This is a genomic window from Mesorhizobium sp. M0615 (assembly GCF_040320805.1).
Classification (GTDB): Bacteria; Pseudomonadota; Alphaproteobacteria; order Rhizobiales; family Rhizobiaceae; genus Mesorhizobium.
In genome coordinates, this window is record NZ_JAMYQI010000009.1 from 214,377 (window position 1) to 236,531 (window position 22,155).

16 protein-coding genes and 2 pseudogenes are annotated in these 22,155 nt (G+C 63.7%); 7 read left to right on the forward strand and 11 right to left on the reverse strand.

Translation table 11 applies throughout. The features are described from left to right. Window positions 1-35: 35 nt before the first annotated feature. The 8 genes from NKI46_RS17950 to NKI46_RS17985 all read right to left on the reverse strand — a co-directional run bounded on the left by NKI46_RS17950 (window position 36) and on the right by NKI46_RS17985 (window position 10,963). Window positions 36-2,873: a molybdopterin-dependent oxidoreductase gene (locus NKI46_RS17950; RefSeq protein WP_352747192.1), complete on the reverse strand. Its 2,838-nt coding sequence runs from the start codon at window positions 2,871-2,873 to the stop codon at window positions 36-38. A gap of 3 nt (window positions 2,874-2,876) precedes the next feature. Continuing rightward, window positions 2,877-3,200 (reverse strand): nitrite reductase small subunit NirD, encoded by a 324-nt coding sequence (gene nirD, locus NKI46_RS17955; RefSeq protein WP_352747194.1) that lies wholly within the window; start codon window positions 3,198-3,200, stop codon window positions 2,877-2,879. Window positions 3,201-3,205: 5 nt separating this feature from the next. Beyond that, window positions 3,206-5,656, reverse strand: a complete 2,451-nt coding sequence (gene nirB, locus NKI46_RS17960) for a nitrite reductase large subunit NirB (protein WP_352747195.1) — start codon at window positions 5,654-5,656, stop codon at window positions 3,206-3,208. Window positions 5,657-5,660: 4 nt separating this feature from the next. Then, window positions 5,661-6,458: an ABC transporter ATP-binding protein gene (locus NKI46_RS17965; protein WP_023682696.1), complete on the reverse strand. Its 798-nt coding sequence runs from the start codon at window positions 6,456-6,458 to the stop codon at window positions 5,661-5,663. 11 nt (window positions 6,459-6,469) lie between these two features. Beyond that, window positions 6,470-7,360, reverse strand: coding sequence for a nitrate ABC transporter permease (gene ntrB / locus NKI46_RS17970; RefSeq protein ID WP_352747198.1), 891 nt, complete (start codon window positions 7,358-7,360; stop codon window positions 6,470-6,472). A 92-nt stretch (window positions 7,361-7,452) separates the two neighbouring features. Then, window positions 7,453-8,781: a CmpA/NrtA family ABC transporter substrate-binding protein gene (locus tag NKI46_RS17975; protein WP_352747201.1), complete on the reverse strand. Its 1,329-nt coding sequence runs from the start codon at window positions 8,779-8,781 to the stop codon at window positions 7,453-7,455. Between the two features lie 338 nt (window positions 8,782-9,119). After that, entirely contained in the window at window positions 9,120-10,358 is a 1,239-nt protein-coding gene (locus NKI46_RS17980) for a CmpA/NrtA family ABC transporter substrate-binding protein (protein WP_352747289.1), read from the reverse strand. A gap of 2 nt (window positions 10,359-10,360) precedes the next feature. Further along, window positions 10,361-10,963 carry an ANTAR domain-containing response regulator gene (locus NKI46_RS17985; RefSeq protein ID WP_023667842.1) on the reverse strand — a complete coding sequence of 201 codons (603 nt, stop codon included), beginning with the start codon at window positions 10,961-10,963 and terminating at the stop codon, window positions 10,361-10,363. Window positions 10,964-11,245: 282 nt separating this feature from the next. Here NKI46_RS17985 and NKI46_RS17990 point away from each other — a divergent pair, with 282 nt between their 5' ends. Then, entirely contained in the window at window positions 11,246-13,534 is a 2,289-nt protein-coding gene (locus NKI46_RS17990; protein WP_352747204.1) for a mechanosensitive ion channel family protein, read from the forward strand. Between the two features lie 177 nt (window positions 13,535-13,711). Here the strand turns inward: NKI46_RS17990 and NKI46_RS17995 are convergent, their stop codons facing one another. From NKI46_RS17995 to NKI46_RS18005, 3 genes are all read right to left on the reverse strand, one after another. Then, window positions 13,712-15,199 carry an aldehyde dehydrogenase gene (locus tag NKI46_RS17995; RefSeq protein ID WP_023818585.1) on the reverse strand — a complete coding sequence of 496 codons (1,488 nt, stop codon included), beginning with the start codon at window positions 15,197-15,199 and terminating at the stop codon, window positions 13,712-13,714. Beyond that, on the reverse strand, window positions 15,196-16,389 hold the full coding sequence (locus NKI46_RS18000) for a cytochrome P450 (protein ID WP_352498027.1): 1,194 nt from the start codon (window positions 16,387-16,389) through the stop codon (window positions 15,196-15,198). Before NKI46_RS18000 ends, NKI46_RS17995 begins: the two co-directional genes overlap by 4 nt. A gap of 64 nt (window positions 16,390-16,453) precedes the next feature. Next, window positions 16,454-17,902, reverse strand: coding sequence for an APC family permease (locus NKI46_RS18005; protein ID WP_352747208.1), 1,449 nt, complete (start codon window positions 17,900-17,902; stop codon window positions 16,454-16,456). A 166-nt stretch (window positions 17,903-18,068) separates the two neighbouring features. Here NKI46_RS18005 and NKI46_RS18010 point away from each other — a divergent pair. From NKI46_RS18010 to NKI46_RS18035, 6 genes and pseudogenes are all read left to right on the forward strand, one after another. Further along, a pseudogene (locus NKI46_RS18010) lies at window positions 18,069-18,167 on the forward strand (IclR family transcriptional regulator); the annotation flags it as partial. A 40-nt stretch (window positions 18,168-18,207) separates the two neighbouring features. Beyond that, window positions 18,208-18,429: an IclR family transcriptional regulator gene (locus tag NKI46_RS18015; protein ID WP_352747297.1), complete on the forward strand. Its 222-nt coding sequence runs from the start codon at window positions 18,208-18,210 to the stop codon at window positions 18,427-18,429. Between the two features lie 53 nt (window positions 18,430-18,482). Continuing rightward, window positions 18,483-18,836: pseudogene (locus NKI46_RS18020) on the forward strand (IclR family transcriptional regulator domain-containing protein); the annotation flags it as partial. Then, entirely contained in the window at window positions 18,836-20,119 is a 1,284-nt protein-coding gene (locus NKI46_RS18025; RefSeq protein WP_352747211.1) for a Tm-1-like ATP-binding domain-containing protein, read from the forward strand. The pseudogene NKI46_RS18020 and the gene NKI46_RS18025, both read left to right, overlap by 1 nt. Further along, window positions 20,116-20,778, forward strand: a complete 663-nt coding sequence (locus NKI46_RS18030) for an HAD family hydrolase (protein WP_023738352.1) — start codon at window positions 20,116-20,118, stop codon at window positions 20,776-20,778. Before NKI46_RS18025 ends, NKI46_RS18030 begins: the two co-directional genes overlap by 4 nt. 20 nt (window positions 20,779-20,798) lie before the next feature. Then, window positions 20,799-22,148 carry an aminotransferase class III-fold pyridoxal phosphate-dependent enzyme gene (locus NKI46_RS18035; RefSeq protein ID WP_023708115.1) on the forward strand — a complete coding sequence of 450 codons (1,350 nt, stop codon included), beginning with the start codon at window positions 20,799-20,801 and terminating at the stop codon, window positions 22,146-22,148. Window positions 22,149-22,155: the final 7 nt, after the last annotated feature.

Consider the following 22,155-nt stretch of genomic DNA (forward strand, 5'->3'; position numbering starts at 1 on the left):
GGGTATCTTCAGATCCCCTCCCCGTCCAGCCGCATCTACTCCGCAGCCTGAACCCGATTGGCCTGGATGACCGCCCGGATCTCGGACCGGCAGGAGCCGCAATTGGTGCCGGCCTTCAGGGCGCCGCCTATGGCTTCGACTGTCGCGCACCCGGCTGCCACTGCCGCCGCGATCTGGTTGACCCCGACGCTGAAACAGGAGCAGACGGTCGCGCCCGAATCGGGCCGATCGGCGCCGGCGCGACCGGCGACGATCCTGAAGCGTTCGCGCTGGCTGGTGTGAACCTCCTGGAGTTGCTGTGCCGCCCAACCCCGCGAAACCGCCACCGGTCCCGACGCGATAAACAAAGCCCCGGCGAGGTGCTGGTCGTCGAAGGCAGCAATACGATGCTGGCCGGTATCGCGGTCGTGATAAGCGAGCGTATCGGCTACGGGAACATCGAAAAGCGAACCAGCAAAACCAGCCCAGTCGATGTCGTCGTCAGCAAAGGCAAGCTCCACCCGCCAGCCGCCCTTGCATTTGGCCACGGCCCAGTAATCTGCTGCGACCGCCACCGGCTTGCGGCGCACCACGGCGAAGCCGAAGGCTCTCGCGGCGAACTTCTCGATGCGGGCGCCGACATGTTTCAGCGCAGGCTGACCGGAAACCGGATCGGTCAGAGGCGCGGTCAGCGTGTCGAGCCGGCCTTTTGCCGAAAACTGGTCAGTCCAGTGCATCGGCGCAAACACGCTCCCCTGGCGCTGGCGTGCCGTCACCAGCGCGCGCACCAGCACATCGCCGCGCGGGCTGGAGACGCGCACGATGTCGGCGTCGCCAATGCCGTGATGCGTGGCATCCGCCGGGTGGATCTCGACGAAGGGCTCGGCCATGTGCTGGGAGAGACGTGGGCTTTTGCCGGTGCGGGTCATTGTGTGCCAATGGTCGCGAACGCGGCCGGTGTTGAGGATCAGCGGATAGTCCGGGCTGGTGCGTGTCTCGACGATGGGACGAATGGCGATGAAGCGGGCCTTGCGGTCGGGATTGTAGAAATTGCCGTTGGCGAAGAAGCGGGTGTTGGAAGGGTCAAGTCCCGCTTGAACACCCCCCTCTCTCCTGCCGGACATCTCCCCCGCAAGGGGGGAGATTGGCAGCTTTGACGCCGGCATATCTTCTGCATCGTTGGTAATTGGCGAAGGCCGAGGCGACGGCTGATCTCCCCCCTTGCGGGGGAGATGGCCGGCAGGCCAGAGGGGGATGGCTGGGCTCGGCGCCGGCCATTGGAAAGGCTCAAGCGCTGCATAGGCCTCCTTATCAACACCAGCATAACCACCAATATCGAAATCCCGTGCGCCGTCATTCTCGAACCCCGACAGCGCGGCGTGTTCGGCGAAGATTTCCGCTGGCGACGAATAGGAAAACGCCTCGTCAAACCCCATCCGCTTGCCCACCTCGGCGACGATCAACCAATCCGGCCGCGCCTCACCAGGCACCGCAAGAAAGCTGCGCTGGCGCGAGATGCGGCGCTCTGAATTGGTCACGGTGCCGTCCTTCTCGCCCCATGCGGCGGCAGGCAGCCGCACATGAGCGTGGCGCACGGTGTCCGTGCTCGCCAGCACGTCCGACACCACGACGAACGGGCAAGCCTTGATCGCTGCCTCGACGGCATCGGCGTCCGGCATCGAATCGACCGGGTTGGTGGCCATGATCCACAATGCCTTGATGCGGCCAGCGGCGATCGCCTGAAACATCTCGACCGCCTTCAGACCGGGCTTTGAGGCGACGGCCGGCGCATTCCAGAAACGCTGCACGCGGTCGCGGTGCTCGGGGTTTTCGATCTCCATATGGGCGGCCAGCATATTGGCCATGCCGCCGACCTCGCGGCCGCCCATGGCGTTGGGCTGGCCGGTCACTGAAAACGGTCCTGCCCCAGGTTTGCCGATGCGGCCGGTGGCGAGATGGCAGTTGATGATGGCGTTGACCTTGTCAGTGCCCGAAGACGACTGGTTCACGCCTTGGCTGTAGACCGTCACTGTCTTTGCGGTGGTGGCAAACAGGCTATAGAAGCGGGCAAGCTCCTCTTCGCTCAAGCCGGTGGCGGCGGCAACGCCGGCAAGATCGAGTTTCGAGGCAGCGAAGAGCGCTTGCCCGAAGCCGGTCGTGTGGGCGGTGATGTAAGCGCGGTCGAGTGCGTTGTGCTGGCCGAGCCAGGCGAGCAGACCAGTGAACAAAGCAACGTCGCCATCCGGCGCGATCGCCAGGTGAATGTCGGCGATATCAGCGGTCATGGTGCGGCGCGGGTCGACCAGCACGACCTTCATCTCCGGTCGTTTTTCCCGGGCCGCCGCGATGCGCTGGAAGAGCACGGGATGGCACCAGGCGAGATTGGAGCCGACCAGCACGATCAGGTCGGCGAGCTCGAGATCCTCGTAGGTGCCGGGCACGGTGTCGGAGCCGAAGGCGCGGCGGTGGCCGGCAACCGAGGAGGCCATGCATAGCCGCGAATTGGTGTCGATGTTGGCCGAGCCGATGAAGCCCTTCATCAGCTTGTTGGCGACATAGTAGTCTTCGGTCAGCAACTGGCCGGAGACATAGAAGGCGACGGAGTCAGGACCGTGCTCGGCGATGGTTTGCGAAAAGGTCGAAGCGACGCGGTCGAGCGCCTCGTCCCAGCCGGCACGGCGACCGTGGATTTCGGGGTAGAGCAGCCTGCCGTCGAGGTCGATGGTTTCGGCCAGGGCCGAGCCCTTGGAGCAGCCCCGGCCTATGTCCGCGGTTTGGTCGGGGGCGCCGGGCACGCGGAGTACACCGCCGGCGGCGACTTTCGCCAGCACGCCGCAACCCACCCCGCAATAGGGGCAGGTGGTCCTCACCTCGCGCGCTTCGCCCAGTTCCATGCTTCAGGCCGCGCGGCTGGCCAGCGCTTTCATGAACAGGAGCTCGCCCTCGATCCGCACAGGAATGGTGCGCACGGCGCCCTCGTCGGCGCCGAGCGCCTTGCCCGTCTCCAGCGAGATGACCCAATTGTGCAAGGGACAGGTGACGGCGGTGCCGTGGACGATGCCTTGGCTCAGCGGCCCACCTCTGTGCGGGCAATGATCGTCGATGGCGTAGACCTGATCGTCCTGCGTGCGGAAGACGGCGATCTTACCCTCGGGTGTGTCGACGCAGCGCGCGCCACGCCGCGGGATGTCGGAGAGTGAGCCGATCGATATCCAGTCCATTTTGATCACTCCGCCGCCTGCGCAAACCCGACAGAAGCCATTGGCCGGAACTCGTGCTTGTCCTTGCCGGAGACGCGTTCCGACCACGGGTCGACCTGGGCGAATTTCTGGCTGAAGACGAAGCGCTCGTAATAGGCCTTGCGCTTTGCACCGTCGTCCATGATCTGGCGCTTGATCTCGGGGATGCCGATGCGCTTGGCCCATTTGTAGATGCGCTCGAGATAGCGGCCCTGCTCGCGATACATCTGCGTCAGCGCCACGATATGCTCCAGCGCCTCGTCCTCGGTCTTGACTAGGCCAAGCACTTCGGTGCCCTTGATGTCGAGGCCGGCGGCGCCGGCGAAATGGATCTCGTAGCCACTGTCGACACAGATCACGCCGACATCCTTGCAGGTCGCCTCGGCGCAGTTACGCGGACAGCCCGACACCGCCATCTTAACCTTGGCCGGGGTCCACGAGCCCCACATGAATTTCTCGATGCGAATGCCGAGGCCGGTCGAATCCTGCGTGCCGAAGCGGCACCAGTCGGAGCCGACACAGGTCTTCACCGTGCGCAGGCCCTTGGCGTAAGCATGGCCTGAGACGAAGCCGGCCTGGCCGAGATCGGCCCACACCGCCGGCAGATCCTCCTTGCGGATGCCCAGCATGTCGATGCGCTGGCCGCCGGTGACCTTGACCATCGGTATCTCGAACTTGTCGACGACGTCGGCGATGGCGCGCAGTTCGGCGGCGTTGGTGACGCCGCCCCACATGCGCGGCACCACCGAATAGGTGCCGTCCTTCTGGATGTTGGCGTGGACGCGTTCGTTGATGAAGCGCGACTGATAGTCGTCGGCGTAATCGTTCGGCCAGTCGCAGACGAGGTAGTAGTTGAGCGCCGGCCGACATTTTGCGCAGCCGCAGGAGGTCGTCCATTCCAGCTCCTGCATGACGGCGGGAATGGTCTTCAGGCTCTTGGCGATGATCAGCCGGCGCACCTCGTCATGACCGAGCGTGGTGCAGCCGCACATCGGTTGCACGGCCGCCGGGTTGTATTTGTCGCCGATGGTCAGCACCATCAGCTTCTCGACCAGCCCGGTGCACGAACCGCAGGAAGCCGATGCCTTGGTGTGGGCGCGCACGTCGTCGAGCGAAGCCAGGCCCTTGGCCGTGATCGCGCCAGTGATCTTGCCCTTGCAAACGCCGTTGCAGCCGCAGATTTCCGCATCATCCGGCAAGGCTGCAACGGCCGCCATAGGGTCCAGCGGGGCACCCCCCTGGTAGGACTGGCCGAAGATGAGCGTGTCGCGCATCTCCGATATGTCGGTCTGCTTCTTCTTGAGATCGTTGAACCAGGCCCCATCCGCCGTCTCGCCATAAAGCACGGTGCCGATGATGCGGTCGTCTTTCAGGACAAGGCGCTTGTAGACGCCGGCGGCGGCATCGCGCAACACGATCTCCTGGCGGTCCTCGCCTTCGGCGAAGTCGCCAAGCGAGAACAGGTCGATGCCGGTGACCTTGAGCTTGGTCGGCGTGTCCATGTGGACGAAGGCCGCTGCCTCGTTGCCGGCCAACTGGTTCGCGGCAACGCGCGCCATCTCATAGAGCGGCGCGACCAGCCCGTAGACCTGGCCGTAGACCTCGGCGCATTCGCCGAGCGCGTAGATGTCGGGGTCGTTGCTGCGCATGCCGGCATCGACCACAATACCACGATTGACGGCTATGCCGGCCTCCCTGGCCAGCGCCGCATTCGGCCGGATGCCGACCGCCATCACCACCAGCGTTGCCGGGATAATAGTGCCGTCGGCAAGCTCCACCTGCCCGACCTTGCCGTTGCCGGTGATCGCCTGGGTGTTGGCCTTGGTGATGACCTTGATGCCGCGCTGTTCCACCGCGCGCTGCAGGAGATAGCCGGCGGCTGGATCGAGCTGACGCTCCATCAATGTCGGCATGACATGCAGCACGGTGACGTCCATGCCTTGGGCGTTCAAACCTGCTGCCGCCTCCAGCCCGAGCAGGCCGCCGCCGATGACCACGGCCTTGGCGCGCGACTGGGCGGCAAGCATCATGGCCTGAACATCGTCGAGGTCGCGATAGGTCAGCACCCCCGGCAGATCATGGCCGGGCACCGGAATGATAAAGGGCACCGATCCGGTGGCGATGACGAGCTTGTCGTAAGGCTCGGTGACGCCGTGGTCGGAGGTGACGGTCCTGGCCGCCCGGTCGATGGCGACGATCTTGTGACCCTTGTAGAGGGTGATGTTGTTGGCGATGTACCAGCCGTCGCCGTGGATGATGATTTCCTCATAGGCCTTTTCGCCGGAGAGAACCGGCGACAGCATGATGCGGTCGTAGTTCACCCGCGGCTCGGCGTTGAAGATGGTCACGGTGTAGCGGCCCGGCGCCTGTTCGAGCAGATGCTCCAGCATGCGCCCAGGGGCCATGCCGTTGCCGATGATGACGAGTTTTTCGGTCATGGCGTTACTCCGCGGCTTCGACGAAGCGATGACGTTCATAGAGGAACTTCAGCACCGCTTCGCGGCAGCGCAAAAAGGTGCGGTCGGAAGAGAGTTCGACTCGGCGACGCGGCCGCGCCAGCGGCACCGCCAGCACCTCGCCGATGGTCGCCGCTGGACCGTTGGTCATCATGACGATGCGGTCGGACAACAGCACCGCCTCGTCGACATCGTGGGTGATCATGATCGTCGTCGAGCCAAGCCGGGAATGGATGTCCATCACCGCATCCTGCAGATGGGCGCGCGTCAGCGCGTCGAGCGCTCCGAACGGCTCGTCGAGCAACAGGATCTTCGGCTCCATGGCAAGCGCCCGGGCAATGCCGACGCGCTGCTTCATGCCGCCCGATATCTCGGCCGGCCGCTTGTCCTTGGCATGGGCCATCTGCACGAGATCGAGATTGCGCATGATCCAGTCATGCCGTTCGGTCCTGCTCTTGGAACGACCAAAGACTTTCGATACCGCCAGGCTGATGTTTTCGTAGACGGTGAGCCATGGCAGCAGGCTGTGGTTCTGAAACACCACGGCGCGCTCGGGTCCGGGGCTGTCGACCTCCTTGTTTTCGAGCAGCACGGCGCCGGCGGAAACCTTGGTCAGCCCGGCGATCAGATTGAGCAAGGTCGACTTGCCACAGCCGGAATGGCCGATGATGGAGACGAATTCGCCCTTGTCGATGGTCAGCCTGATGTCCTTGAGCACCTCGCTGACCTGACCGCCGCGGGCAAAGGATTTGTCGATATGGTCGAGCTTCAGATAGGCCGTCATCGCCCTTCTCCTCACTTTGCCGTTGTGCCGCGGGTGACGAAAGAGCCGACTGCCGCGACCAGGCGGTCGAGGCAGAAGCCGGTGACGCCGATATAGGCGAGCGCGACGATGATGTCGGGCAGCCGCGACGAGTTCCAGGCGTCCCAGATGAAGAAGCCGATGCCGACGCCGCCGGTCAGCATTTCGGCGGCGACGATGGCGAGCCAGGACAGGCCGATGCCGATCCTTAAGCCGGTGAAGATGTAAGGTGCAGCCGCCGGAACCATGATCTTGACGAAAAATTCGAACTGGTTGAGCCGCAGGATGCGCGAGACGTTGCGGTAGTCTTCGGGAATGTTGCGCACGCCGACGGCGGTGTTGATGATGATCGGCCAGATCGAGGTGATGAAGATAACGAACAGCGCCGACGGGCTGGAATCGCGGAAAGCAGCCAGCGACAGCGGCAACCAGGCCAGCGGCGGCACGGTGCGCAGTATCTGGAACACCGGATCGAGGCCACGCATGGCCCAGATCGACTGGCCGACCAGGGCGCCGAGCGCGACGCCGACGATCGCCGCCAGGCCGAAGCCGATGGCGACGCGCTGCAGAGAGATCAGCACCCGCCACGCAAGGCCGATATCCTGCGGGCCGTTGTTGAAGAACGGATGCGCGATCAGGTCATAGGCCTCGTTCCACACCTGGCTGGGCGGCGGCAGGCTGGCGGTCGGCGACGAGCAGGCGATCTGCCACACGACCAGCATGAAGGCGATAACGATGACCGGCGGCACCAGGGCGGTGGCCAGCCTGCCGGCGATCGCGATCGGGTCGAAGCGGCGCCGCGCCCTGGCGGTGAAAGCGATGACCGCGGCAGGCTTCGCGGGGAACGCCTTCACCGTGGTTTCCTCAATGGCTTGGATGGACATGTCTGACAATAACTCCGGGGTCGATGCGGTCGACAACGGCGAAGCGCCGTTGCGCTGGGGCGACAAACGGCGGAACGCGCCGTTTGCGCTGGTCAAGCCGATGCCTTGATCTTCAGGCTGTCGAGATAGGCCGACGGGTTGGCCGGGTCGAAAATCTTGCCGTCGAAGAAGGTCTCGACGCCGCGCGACGACGAGGCCGGAATATCGGCTGCGGCAACGCCGAGATCCTTCGCCGCCTCGCGCCAGATATCCTCGCGATTGACCTGATCGACCAGCGTCTTGATGTCGGTGGTCGGCGCGAATTTTCCCCAACGGATGTTTTCGGCGAGGAACCAGCTGTCGTGGCTCTTGTAGGGATAGGAGACGCCACCCTTCCAGAGTTTCATGTAGAGGTCAGTGCCGGTGGCCACGCGGCCATTGCCGTAGTTGATGTCGCCCTTGAGGCGGCCGATAATGTCGGCGACAGGCACGTTCATCCATTGCCGCTTGCCGATGATGGCGGCCATCTCGTCCTTGTTCTCCGTGGGCTCACACCATTGCTGGGCCTCCATGACGGCCATCACGATCGCCTTGGTGGCGTTCGGGTATTTGTCGATGAATTCGGCGCGGAGGCCGAGCGCCTTTTCGGGATGACCCTTCCACAGTTCGCCGGTGGTGGCGGCGGTGAAACCAACGCCCTGGTGGACGAGCTGTTCGTTCCACGGTTCGCCAACGCAGAACACGTCCATGTTGCCGACTTTCATGTTGGCGACCATCTGCGGCGGCGGCACGACGATGGTCGAGACGTCCTTGTCGGGATCGATGCCGCCGGCGGCCAGCCAATAGCGCAGCCACAAATCATGCGTGCCGCCCGGGAACGTCATGGCGGCCTTGATTTCCTTGCCGGCCGCCTTCTTGGCGGCGAAGGCGTCCTTCAGCTTGGAGGCGTCGAGGCCGACACCGGTGCCGGCGTATTCCTGCGCAACCGAAATGCCCTGGCAGTCGTAGTTGAGCCGCGCCACGATAGCCATCGGCATCGGCTGGTTGTTCTGCGTCACCTTGCCGGTGTGCATGAGATAGGGCAGCGGCGTCAGGATGTGAGCGCCGTCGATGCCGTTGGCTTCGCCGCCGAGCATCAGATTGTCGCGCGTCGCGCCCCAGGAGGCCTGCTTGATCACCTCGACGTCGGGCATGCCGAACTTGGCGAACAGCCCCTTCTCCTTGGCGATCATCAGCGGCGCCGCGTCGGTCAGCGCGATGAAGCCGAGCTTGGCGCCGGTGACCTCCGGAGCGGTCGTGGCGGCATAGGCGCCCGAGGGGAAGAGCTTGCGGGCCGCCACGAACAGGCCGGCCGTCATGGCGCTGCTGACAAGAAAATCGCGGCGCGTCACATCCTTGAGCGATGTTCCCGTCCCGATCCATTTCCCTATTTTTTCTTTCATCGTGATCTCCGGTTGAACGCTTCGTCGAGTGGCCCAAAACAAAAAAGCCGCCGTCCAGGCCTCGCGCGTCCGTACATCCGGGATCGCGTCGTTGACCTGAGCGGCAGCTTTGCCTGTGGCGCCCGCCATTGGACGCCTGTTCCGTGACCCGCGAAGGGTCTGGCTAATTCAAAGCAGGAACCGTGCCAGTTCTGAGTGAAACGAAAAACCTAAATGAAATCAACATTACGCGCCAGACGCCGGCACGCGAGGCGACATCGCAAGCAGGTCAAAGATTGTTCATTACAGCAATCGCACGCACATTTTTTGTGCAATGCACAAGAATGGCGCGAGAATGATCAGGCTTCCGCGCGAGCGACTTTCTGGCGCGCTATATAGCCGTCGATCTCGTCGGGGTCGAAGGTCTGACCGTCGAAGAAGCCGTCCGGCCCAAGCACCAAGCCTGCCCCAGTCGCACCGACAGCCGTGGCGACCTTAAGCGCGCCCTCGACCTTCGCATTGGCGCCGGGAAGTGCAACGCCAAGCGGCTTTAGCGCCGAGCGGTAGAGGTCCGGACGGTAGCAGTCACGGGCGATAGCAAGGTTTTCCGGCGTGTGCTCGACATGCCCCCAGCGCACCATCTGCGTATAGAACCACAGCGCATGGCTCTTCCACGGAAAGTTCGCCGCCTTGTCGAAGGGCAGGAAGAAGTCGTCGACATCCAGTTCGGCGCCGCCGCCCAGTTCAAGATGGCCGGTCAGGATCGGCATCTGGACAGCTGGTGGCAGGCCGAGGAAGCCAGCTTGAGCCATCACACCAGCCAGTTCGGCGTGGTTGCCCGGATCCTGGCACCAGCGCGCCGAATGATGCAGCGCGCGCAGCAATGCTGCCAGCGCGACCGGGTTCTCCTGCGACCAGGCCTTGCGCACGCCGATCACCTTCTCCGGACTGTTGCGCCACAGCAGCGCCTTGATGGTGACGATATGGCCGGTGCCGGCGGCGACCGAGGCGCTGTTCCAGGGCTCGCCGACGCAGTAGCCGTCGATCCGCCCGGCGACCAGCGCATCGGCCATGAAGGGCGGTGGCACGATGACGATCTCGATCTCGCGCTCCGGATCGATGCCGCACCCGGCAAGCCAGTAGCGCAGTTCGTAATTATGCCCCGAATGCGGGTGCACCACGGCAAAGCGCAGCGGATCGCCGCCAGCCCCGGCGCGCTCGCGAATGAAGGCACGAAGGGCTGCGCCCGCGCGCGCGGGCTCGAGATCGGGTATGGCGCCGTGTGCCGCCATGCCTTCCCAGACGGCGTTGGAGATGGTGACGCAATTGCCGCCAAGCCCGAGCGAAAACGGCACGATGGTCTCGGAAGCAAGCGGCGTCAGCCCGAGATTGCAGGCGAGCGGCATCGGCCCCAGCATGTGCGCCAGGTGGAAATGGCCGATGGCGATGCGGTCGCGGATGTTGGCCCAGGAGGTCTCGCGGTGCAGTGTGAGATCGATGCCCTCGCGTGCGGCAAATCCAAGCTCACCCGCCGCAACCAGCACGGCACTGTCGAAGAGCGGCATGAAGCCGGCGGTGATCTGGTGCTCGGCGCTCATGCTCATTCGTCCTCCGACGGCCCGAGCAGCCCGGCGGCAGTCACCAGGCTCTGGGCAATGTCGCCGATCTTGCGGTTCTGGTTCATCGCCGTCTTGCGCAGCAGCGTGTAGGCGGCCTCTTCGGTCAGGCCGCGCGACTTCATCAGGATGCCCTTGGCACGGTCGATCACCTTGCGGCTCTCAAGCTCCCCTCGAACCTCTTCCAGCTCGCGCGCCATGCGCGAGAAAGCGTTGAAGCGGCTGACCGCCATGTCCAGGATCGGCTTGACGCGCTCTTGCCTGAGGCCGTCGACGACATAGGCCGAAACGCCGGCATCGACCGCCGCTTCGATCGATGCCTGGTCCGATCGGTCGACGAACATGGCGATCGGCCGCTTCACCGCACGCGACAGCTGGAACATGTTTTCCAGCATGTCGCGGTTCGGGTTTTCCAGGTCGATGACGATGACGTCCGGCTCGATCTCGGCGATGCGCCGCGCAATGCCGGTCACGTCGTGGATGACGGTGACCCGCTCATGGCCGGCCTCGCGCAAACCTGCCTCGATGATCGCGGCGCGGATACGGTTTTCGTCGATGACCAGGACGGCGAGTGAGCTGCGGACCATGCGTGCATTGTGGGCAAGGTCGCAAAATTGTGCAATGCGGCATGGTCACAGGCTCCCGCCGCGGAGCAACCGACGACCGACAACGACCCGGTCTAGGTGGTCGGGACAAGGAACGCAGCGCAACGCTGGCGCTGGTGATGACAGCCTTGCCGGTCGCCTGGTGCCCTACCCAACGGTCTAGGTGCGATGAGACTTGCACCGCAACATCGGCTTGTTAAAGGTGGGGGCAACGACGGACATAGCTGTCCTTGCTCGCCGATCTGACCGGAAGGTTACCGCACGATGCTGCTCATGAAACGACGATTGGGAGCCAGCAAGCTGGCGCGCCCGGCACGGCGTCTCGGAGGCCTGACGACGATGTTTGCCCTGATTGCCGGGCCGCTCATCCTTGGCATCGCCCTCCTGCTGGCTGGCCCGGCACAGGCGCAGTCACCGGCCGCCGTCGCGCCCGAGAAGGTCAAACAGCTGTTCGAGCTTCTCGACGATCCGTCGGTGAAGGCCTGGGTGGCCGAGCAACGAAATCAGGCCGCTGGATCAACGGAAGCGCCTGCCGAGGCTGGCGCTCCGCCGGCCGACGCCGTGGCCGCACCGAGCCAGATGAATACAATGGCATCCTCGACGCTCGATCGGATCAAGCATCACATCGAGAAAATCGTGCGAACCGTGCCCACACTGCCGGGCCAGTTCGCATGCGTCCGGGCCCAGACAATGGACGATATGTCCAGCAAGGGCCCCGTCAGCATATTGGTGCTGATTGCGATCTTTATCGCTGCCGGCCTGGCGCTCACCTGGGCAATATACAAGCTCACCCGTCCATTTCGTCTTTGGATCATCGCGCAACCCAGAGATACGCCCATCGGGCGGGCCAAGAAGATCGGCGGCCGCACGCTTTATTCCAGCATGATGATCGGCTCGTTCGCGCTGGGCAGCGCCGGTGCGTTCATGCTGTTCGACTGGCCAGCGCTCATCCGCGAGATTGTGCTGACATTTCTGATGGCTGCGGTCTTTACGTGGGCTGTGCGCCTATACGTGATGGCCACGCTCGTCCCTTCTTTCATGGAGGTCGAGCACGCCATCGAGGTTCGTGCCCTGCCGATCACCAACGGAGCTGCTGACCATTGGGCTTATTGGCTGCCCCGGATCGTCGGCGTTTTCGCCTTCTTCGCCGCCGCGTTTGTCCTCTTGCCGGGTCTCGGCATAGACCAGGACGGAATGATGGTCCTGTCCGTCGGCGCCGATTTCATCCTGCTGTTGCTCTTCCTGCTGGCCATTTGGCGTCGGCCAAGGACGCAGCGAGACGGCGCGCGCCACAGCGGTCACACGGCAGTGACATGGTTGTTGACGGCTTATTTCGTCGTTCTGTTCCTCGAACGCATTGCCGGCCTCTACACATTCTTCTGGTTTACCTTCACCGCATTCTTCCTGCCTTTGGCAATTGTGCTGACAGAGCGCGGGGTTAATTTCGTCCTGCGGCCCGGTTCGGAAGATGCGGGCCGGCCGACGATCCCGGCGGTGACGATCGCTGTCATCGATCGCGGTATCCGGATGATTTTCATCCTCGCGGCGGCTTACCTTCTCGCACGCGTACTGGGCCTGGACATGCAATCCATGCGCGGCAGCGATACGACCACCATGCTCATATTGCGCGGCTTGATCAACGTCGTGGTCATTGCCCTTGCTGCCGATTTCGGCTGGTCGATCATCAAAGCCTTGATCGAACGAAAGCTGGGCGTCGCGATACCGCAAGCGGTGGTGAGCGAAGAAGACATCCTCACCCTCGATCCGCATCAGGCGCGGCTGCACACGCTGTTGCCGATCATCCAGAACATTCTGCTAGCAGTGATCATCGTGATGGCGGTGCTGATGATGCTCGCTTCGATCGGCATCCAGATCGGCCCGCTGATCGCCGGCGCCGGCGTCGTCGGCGTCGCGGTGGGTTTTGGCGCGCAAACCATCGTCAAGGACGTGATCTCTGGCGTGTTTTATCTGCTCGACGATGCTTTCCGTGTCGGCGAATACATTTCATCGGGCAGCTACAGGGGTACGGTGGAGAGCTTTTCGCTGCGCTCGGTGAAGCTGCGCCACCATCGTGGTCCGCTGTTCACGATACCTTTCGGTGAACTCGGCGCCGTGCAGAACCAGAGCCGTGACTGGGTCACCGACAAATTCAACATCACCGTTGGCTATGACACCGATATCGACTTTGCTCGCAAACTGATCAAGCGAATTGGCCTGGAACTGGCCGAAGATCCGGGGTTCAAACACTGGGTGATCGAACCGATCAAGATGCAGGGCGTGCAGGAGTTCGGCGAGTACGGCATCGTCTTGAGGGTCAAGGTTACGACCAGACCTGGAGGCGCCTTCAGCATGAAAGGCAGGTTCTTTTTGCGCCTCCGCCAGGCCTTCAAGGAGCAGGGCATCGAACTCCCATTCCCGACCGTCCACGTCCAGGGGCTGCAAGACCCGCATGGGACAGAGAATGCGCCTTTGGAGGTCACACCCGAATTACGAATGGCCGTCGCCCAGTCGCACACCAATCGGCGCAGAAAAAAAGCGAGCACAACGGAGTAGGACGCCGTGATACCGGCCGGCCGCAACACGGCTTTCCGCGCAAAACCAGGACCCACGACACCACGCTAGTCGGAACTGCCGATAGCGGTGACGCGATCGCCGCCAACCAGCACCAGCGTGGCGTTTCTGAGGCCAAGCTTGACGAAAAGAGCAGATACGCTGGCCTTTCCGCAAGGCTCAGAGCGCAATCCAGGCGGTCTTGAGGTCGACAAATTTCTCCAGCGCATGCAGCGACTTGTCACGGCCGAAACCGGACTGTTTGACGCCGCCAAGCGGCACGGTGATATCGGCTCCGCCATAGGTGTTGACGTGGACGACACCGGCGTTGATGGCGCGCACCATGCGATGGGCCGTGGAAAGATTGGCGGTCCACACCGCCGAGGCAAGTCCGTAGACAGTGGAGTTGGCGAGATGCACCGCCTCCTCCTCGGTCTCGAAGCGCATCACGCCGAGCACCGGTCCGAACACCTCCTCGCGCGCCAACTGCATCTCTTGCGTCACGTTCTCGAAGATCGTCGGCGCCATGTAGCTGCCGCCGGTCTCGGTCAGTATCCGTTCGCCACCGGCGACGAGACGGGCGCCTTCGGCTTGCGCCATGGCGACGAAGCCGAGATTCTTGTCCAGCTGTTCGGCGCTCGATACCGCACCGATATCGCTGGCGAGATCGAGCGGGTCGCCGACCTTGAGCCGCGTGGTTGCCGAGACAAGTTCGTCCATGAAAAGATCATAGACCGACGACTGGACGAGCAGACGCGAGCCCGCCACGCAGACCTGGCCTGAATTGCGAAAGATGCCGTTGGCCGAGACGACCGCCGCCTGCTTCAGGTCCGGAGCGTCGGCAAAGACGATGTTGGGCGACTTGCCGCCAAGCTCGAGGAAGACCCGCTTCAAATTGGAACGGGCGGAGTATTCGAGCAGCCGCCGGCCGACCGGCCCCGATCCGGTAAAGGCGATGGCGTCGACATCCATGTGGAGGCCAAGCGCTTCGCCGGCGACAGCACCATGCCCGGTAACGACGTTGAACACGCCTTCGGGAAGTCCAGCCTCGCTTGCGAGTTCGGCCAGCCGCAGCAAGGTCAGCGAGGCGATCTCCGGCGGCTTGACGACGACGCTGTTGCCGGTGGCCAGTGCGGGCGCAATCTTCCAGGCGCCGATCATCAGCGGGAAGTTCCACGGCACGATGACGCCGACGACACCGAGTGGCTCCCTGTGGATCAGCCCGAGCACATTGTCGGCCGTCGGCGCGATCTCGCCATAGACCTTGTCGATCGCCTCGGCGTAGTAGCGGATGGTGCCGGCCGCCGACAGTGGCTCGGCCTTGTAGGCCATGCCGATCTCGGTGCCGTTGTCGCGCACGCCAAGCACGACCAGTTCGTCGACATGTTCTTCGATCAGCTCGGCAAATTTCGTCAGCACCTTCTTGCGAAAGGCAGGGGCGGCGCGCGACCATGAACCCTTCTCGAATGCTTTTCGCGCCGATCGGACCGCGCGATCGATGTCGGCGGCATTGCCGTCGGCGATGCTGGCAAAAGGGCGGCCGTCGATCGGCGAAATCACCGCCAGCGTCGCGCCGCTCGTCGCTGCGGCCTGTACGCCGTCGATAAACAAGCCCCGCTCGCCGATCTCCGTCTTGCGCAGCGCGTCGATGGCATTCTGGCTGATCATTGGTGGCGGACTCCCAGGGAAACATACAACGTGGTTGGCGCTCGGAATTCCCAGCCGCGAAACACCGGCACCTTGCCCGGCACCAGGCTGAGATCGGGGAAGCGCAGGAGCAGCAGCCTTAATGCAAGGCACATCTGCTCGCGCGCGAAAAACCGGCCCGAACAGAAATGATGACCAAAGCCGAAGGCGGCATGATTGCCTTCCCTGCGGTTGATGTCGAAGCGGTCTGGATCGGCAAAGCGGCTCTCGTCGCGGCTTGCCGAGGAGACAAGTGCAGCGACCGCGGCGCCGGCAGGGATCGTTACGCCGCCAAGCTCGACCGCCCGCGTCGTCTGCCGCGTCTGGGTGCCGATCGGCGCCACCCAGCGCAAGCCTTCATCGACAGCCCTGGGCACAAAGGTCTCGGGATCGGCGAGCACCTGCCGCAATTGTTCGGGATGCGCAAGCAGGCCGGCGAGGATCGAACCGGCACCATGTCCGGGCTCCTGCATGCCGCCAAGCAGGATGACCTTGATGCTTGGCATCAAGAAATCGATCGGCCGCGTCGTGCCTTCCGGCATGCCGTCATGCAGCATATGCGACAGCGCCGAGTCGTCGGGTGCGCGCGCCAGTCTATCCAGAGTCGGCCGGATGGCTGCGCCGACCTCGGCGCTGATCGCGTCGGCGATCTCTTGCCGCTTCGGGTCGTTCTCGAAATTGATGGCGCCCTGCGCAAGGCCATAGAACCAGCGGCGCAGCGTCGGCATGTCGATGTCGGCAAGGCCAAGCGAGCGCGCCAGGCTGAGCGTCGACACCGGCTCGAAATAATCCGCCATCAGCTCGGCGGAGCCTTGTTCGGCGATCCGGTCGAGAAAAGGTTCGGCAATCGACCGTACGAGATCGCCGGCATAGGCGGCGACGGTGCGCGGCCGGTATTTCGGATCGACGCCTTGGCGCAGCTGTCTATGCGTTTCGCCGTCGGTGGTCAGGATGGTCGGCTTGCCGAACGAGCGTTCGACCGGAGACGTACCGACGACGGCGGAGAAGATGTCGGGTGACTTTGCGACGGTCTCGACGTCCTTCCAGCGGGTGACGAACCAGAGATTGACCGCCGGCACGAAAGCGACAGGCGCACTGCGCCGCAGTTCCGCATAGATCGGATACGGATCGGCTTCCAGCGCCTCAACGGTGATGCTCTCGGCAAAGCTCAACGCCGGTACTCCCTTTGCGATGGAAAGGGGCGGCGCCGAACGCGCTACCCCCTTGTCCTTTGTCCTAGTCCTTCAGCGGCACGCCGAGATTTTCGAAGGCAACCGGATCCCGGCTCTTCAACGCACCGGCAAGCAGCAGGCCGACCACCGCGGCAATCAGCACCAGCCCCGGCAGCAACACGCCAAGGAAGCCACCGGCCCCGGACAGGCCACCGAAATTAATGACGATCAGGTAGATGATGACGACGAAAGCGATGAAGGCCAGCCCAGGCAGGATGGTGGTCTTCAGCGCATTCTCCTGCGTCGACGGGTTGGCGCGGAAGTACATCACCACGGCGAGCGAGGCCACCGCCATCATGACGATGACTCCCAGCGTCGCGACATTGGTCAGCCAGGAAAACAGCGCCAGAACCGGATCGAGGCCGAGCACCGCGAACAGTCCGATGACGATCGCTGCCAACACGCTCTGGATGACGGAAGCGACATGCGGGCTCTGGTGCACTGAATGCGTCACGCCGATCGCTTCAGGCAACAGCTTCTCGCGGCCCGAGACGTAGATGTAGCGGGCAACCGCGTTGTGGAACGCCAGCACGCCGGCAAACAGGCTCGACACGAACAGGATGCCCATGGCGTGCGACAGCATGGTTCCGGCGTAGCGGTCGGACAGGCCGAACAGGAAAGTCGTCGGATCCTGAAGCGCCTGCAGTGCGGGCAACAATTTGTCGACGCCGGCGCCGACCGCCATCAGCCAGGCCGTGACCATGTAGAAGACGCCGATCAGCAGCACTGAGAAATAGGTGGCGCGCGGAATGGTCACCTTGGGATTGCGGGCTTCCTCGGCGTAGATCGTCGTCGCCTCGAAACCGATGAAGGCGGCGAAACAGAACAGGATGGCGATGGCGGGCGAGCCGCTGACGATCTGGCTCCAGCTGAACGGCGCCGCCGAGAGACCACTGTCGCCACCGGTCTTGAGGATGGCGAGGTCTAGCACCAGCACAACGATGTATTCGCACAGCACCAGCACCGTCAGGATCTTGGCCGACAGGTCGACCTGGCGGTAGCCCAACACCGCGACGATGGCGACGGCGATGAAGCTCCACACCCACCAGGGCAGGTCGATGCCCCAGCCGGCGAACAGGCCGGCGGTCGCGGCCCCCAGCAGGCCCATGACCCCGATCTGCATGGCGTTGTAGGACAGGATCGCGATGATTGCGGTTGCGCCGCCGGCAAAACCGCCCAGCCCGCGCGCGGCATAGGCATAGAAGGCGCCGGCATTGCCGACATGGCGCGACATGGCGACGTAGCCGACCGCAAACAGCAGCAGCAACACGGTCACGATAAGATAGGTGCCGGCAAAGCCCGCCCCATTGCCCATAAGCATGCCGAGCGGCGTGCCGCCGGCGACCGCGGTGAGCGGCGCCGCCGCCGAAATCACCATGAAGGTGATAGCGCCGACGCCAAGACTGTTCTTGCGCAGCCTGTTGGCGGGCGCCTGTTCCGAAACTGCTGACATTTGTCCCTCCAGTTTACGAACCCCTGGGTTTCGCGGCCGCTCGGCCTGTTCCCTGAATGCCATCGGTTCATTATTTGAACCCTTATTTTGAATATAGACTTGCAAAGAATGCCGATGCCTGTCAAGTTAATTCACACATTAAGTTTCTATCCGAGCGGGAGGCTGGATGGGTACGGTCGGCAAGGCGATTTCACTTCTGGAGCTGTTCACGGTGGGCGAGCCCGAGTTCGGACTTTCCGATCTCGCGCGGCGGTGCGCCTTCGACAAGGCGACGACGCGGCGGCTGCTGATGGCGCTTGGCGGCCATGGTTTCGTCGAGCAGGATGCCGGCACGCGGCACTCGCCTCGGCGCCGGCCTGTCGCGGCTGGCGCGTATCCGCGAAGCCTGCTTCCCGTTCCTGCAAACGGCAATTCCCGTGGCGCAGGATCTGGCGGGTTCGACAACCGAGACGGTGCATCTGTCGGAATTCGGCGTCGACAGACTGATCACCGTCCATGTCGACCATTCAAGCTGGGCAACAGGGTGAACATCGATATCGGCCAGCTTCTGCCGCTGCATTCCACCGCCTCCGGCATCGCCTATCTGGCTTCCGCCGACAACGCGACCGTGAAAGCATGCCTGACAGGTTCGCTTGAGGCCTTCACCGATCATACCCTCGTCGAGCCGGCCGCCATTTCAAAGTCGATCGGCGAGGCGCGCGACCGCGGCTATTCGATCTGCGACCAGGGCCATGAGGACGGCGTGATCGGCGTCGCGGCTGCAATCCGCGCCGCCGATGGTCTTGCGCTGGGGACAATTGCGGTGGCAGCCCCGAAGGCCAGGACGACACCGGCTACGATCGTGGAACGAGGGCTTGCGGTTGTGACCGCGGCACGGGAGATTTCGATGCGCCTCAATGGCGAAAACCTGCAAACCCTGAGGAGGCAGGCCTGATGTCTGCAGATATGGCGACGCCCCGCATCCTGGTCATCGGCACGGGCGATACCAAGACCGACGAACTGCTGTTCATGAAAGCGTGTATCGAGGCATTGGGTGGCCGCGCCGTGATGATGGATGTCAGCGTGCTGGGCGCCCCCGCCTATAGTCCCGATCACGACAAGCATGCCGTTGCGCGGGCCGCTGGCGTGACGATGGCCGAAATCGTCTCGAGCGGCGATGAAAACACCGCCATGACATTGATGGCCGTCGGCGCCGTTCAGCTGGTGTGCCAGCTTCATCAGCGCGGCGACATCGACGCCTTCATCGCCATCGGTGGTTCGATGGGAACCGATTTGGCGCTCGATGTCGCGCTGTGCCTGCCGCTCGGCGTGCCGAAATTCGTCGTCTCGACCATCGCCTACTCGCACCTCATTCCGCCCGAGCGTGTCGCGCCCGACCTGATGATGATCCTGTGGGCAGGCGGGCTCTACGGCCTCAACACCATCTGCAAGCTGGTCCTTTCCCAGGCCTGCGGCGCGGTCGTCGGTGCGGCGAAGATCGTGCTTGCATCCCGTGCTTCCGCCACGGCGGTCGGGCCGACCATCGGCATGACTTCTCTGGGCAGCAGTTGCCTGCGCTATATGAAGACGCTGAAGCCGGCGTTGGAGCAGCGCGGCTATGACGTCGCAGTCTTTCACACCACCGGGATGGGGGGCCGGGCCTTCGAATCGATCGCCAGCCAGGACCATTTCTGCGCGGTGTTCGACTTCAGCCTGCAGGAGATCACCAATCATCTTGCCGGCTCGGTCGTCAGCTCCGGCGCCGACCGGCTCGAGAATGCCGGCGCCCGCGGCATTCCGCAGATCGCAGCCCCTGGCGCCGTGGACATGGTCGATTTGCCGACCTGGCAGGCGCTGCCGACAAAGTTCGCGCAGCGGCCATTCCATGCTCATAACAGGTTGATCGGCTCGATCACCGTCGATGCCACCGACCGCCGTGAAGTCGCCAGGACCATCGCCGCCAAGCTCGGTGCGTCGAAGGGGCGCTCCGCTTTCATCCTGCCCTCCGGTGGCATCCAGGAATGGGATGCGCAGGGCGAGCCGCTGTACGAACCCGAAGCCCTCGCGGCGTTCACCGATGAGATGCGCAAGGCCATTCCCGCCGGCGTCGAGTTCCACGAGATCGACGCCCACATCAACAGCGACGAGTTCGTCGGCAAAGCGCTCGAAATCTTCGACCGCTGGGTCGAGGAAGGCATCATCCCGCGCGGCATGCCGGCCAAGGGAGTGGCTGCGTGAGCGCTGTTCCTGCCCAGGCGCTCGTCCTCGATTTCGGCGGCGTCGTCACCCGGACCCTTTTCGAGACCCATGCCTTGACCGAACAGGCGCTCGGCCTCGCGCCGGGAACGCTGCAATGGTACGGGCCGTTCGACCCGGATTCAGATCCGCTGTGGCGCTCAATGCAGGCCGACGAGATCAGCGAGCGCGATTATTGGCGCACCCGCACCAGCGAAGTCGGCCGGCTCGTCGGCGAGGACTGGCAGGCGATGGAGACATTCGTCCAGCGCGCACGCGGAGCCGAGCCGGAAAAGATCGTGCGGCCCGAAGCCGTCCGCGCCATCCGGACCGTGCATGCGGCGGGATTTCGCCTGGCGATCCTGTCCAACGAGCTAGATCTGTTCTATGGCGCCGGCTTCCGTCAGCGGCTGCCGTTGCTCGAGCTGTTCGACACCATCGTCGACGCCACCTATACCCGCATCCTCAAGCCCGATCCGCGCGCCTATGCCTTGGTGACCGAGGCGCTTGGCCTGCCTGCCCGCGCCTGTGTGTTCGTTGACGACCAGCAGCGCAATGTCGATGGCGGCCGTGCCGCCGGCATGCGCACCGTTCATTTCGACGTCGCGCGGCCGGCACTTTCCTATGCCGAGGCCCTCGGCCATTTCGACCTCATCTCCTGAGACATTTGCGGAGCCTTGCGATGCGCGACATCAATTTCCTCACCGAGAAAAACGCCAAGCCGATCTGGCATCCGATGGCACACCCGGCCGAGATGCGGGCCAACCCGCCAAAGGTGATCATGAAAGGCGAAGGCGTGATGGTCACCGACATCGACGGCAACACCGTGCTCGATGCGGTTGGCGGACTGTGGAACGTCAATCTCGGCTACTCCTGCGACCCGATCAAGAAGGCCATCGCCGACCAGCTCAGCGCCCTGCCCTACTATTCCGGGTTTCGCGGCACGTCGACCGGCCCGTCGATCGAGCTCGCTTACGAACTCAGCGAATGGTTCGAACCGGAAGGCATGGTGCGGACCTTCTTCACCTCGGGCGGCTCGGATTCGGTCGAAACCGCACTGCGGCTCGCCCGCCAATACTGGAAGATCCGCGGCCAGGGCGACCGGACAAAATTCCTCGCGCTGAAGAAGGGCTATCACGGCACCCATTTCGGTGGCGCGTCAGTCAACGGCAACGCCAATTTCCGCCGCAACTATGAGCCGCTTATGCCCGGCGTCTTCCACATTCCCGCACCCTGGACCTTCCGCAATCCGTTCGATGAGACCGATCCGGCGCGGCTGGCCAAACTGTGCGCCAAAGCGCTGGAGGATGAGATCGCCTTCCAGGGCGGCGACACCATTGCCGCCTTCATCATGGAGCCGGTTCTCGGCGCCGGCGGCGTCATCGTTCCGCATGACAGCTTCATGCCGCTGGTGCGCGAGATATGCGACCGCCACGAAATCCTGCTGATCGCCGACGAGGTGGTCACGGGCTTCGGTCGCACCGGCGCCTGGTCGGGTTCGCGGCTATCCGGCGTGAAGCCGGATTTCATGACCATCGCCAAGGCGATCACCTCGGGCTATTTCCCGCTCGGCGCCACCTTGATCGGCGCCAAGGTCGCCGACGTCTTCGAGGCCGACAAGACCAGCTTCGGGGCGATCGGTCATGGCTATACCTATTCCGGCCATCCTGTCGGCTGCGCGGCAGGGCTGGCTGCACTTGCCGAGACCAAACGGCTTCGCCTGGACGAGAACGCAGCCGCGCGCGGCATCGAGCTCGCGGCGACGCTGGAGGGGCTAAAAGCCAAGCACGCGATCGTCGGCGACATCAGGTACAAGGGCCTGATGGCTGCGCTAGAGCTGGTCTCCGATCGCACGACGAAAAAGCCGGTGGACAAGAAGACCATGGCCGTGGTTTCGGAAGCCACTTATGACGCCGGCGTCATGCTGCGCGTGTCCGGCAACAACATCATCCTGTCGCCGCCGCTGATCATCGGCGCCGCCGACGTGGCAAAGATCGGCGAGGCCATCGATGCAGGTCTGTCGAGGGCCTGATAGACCC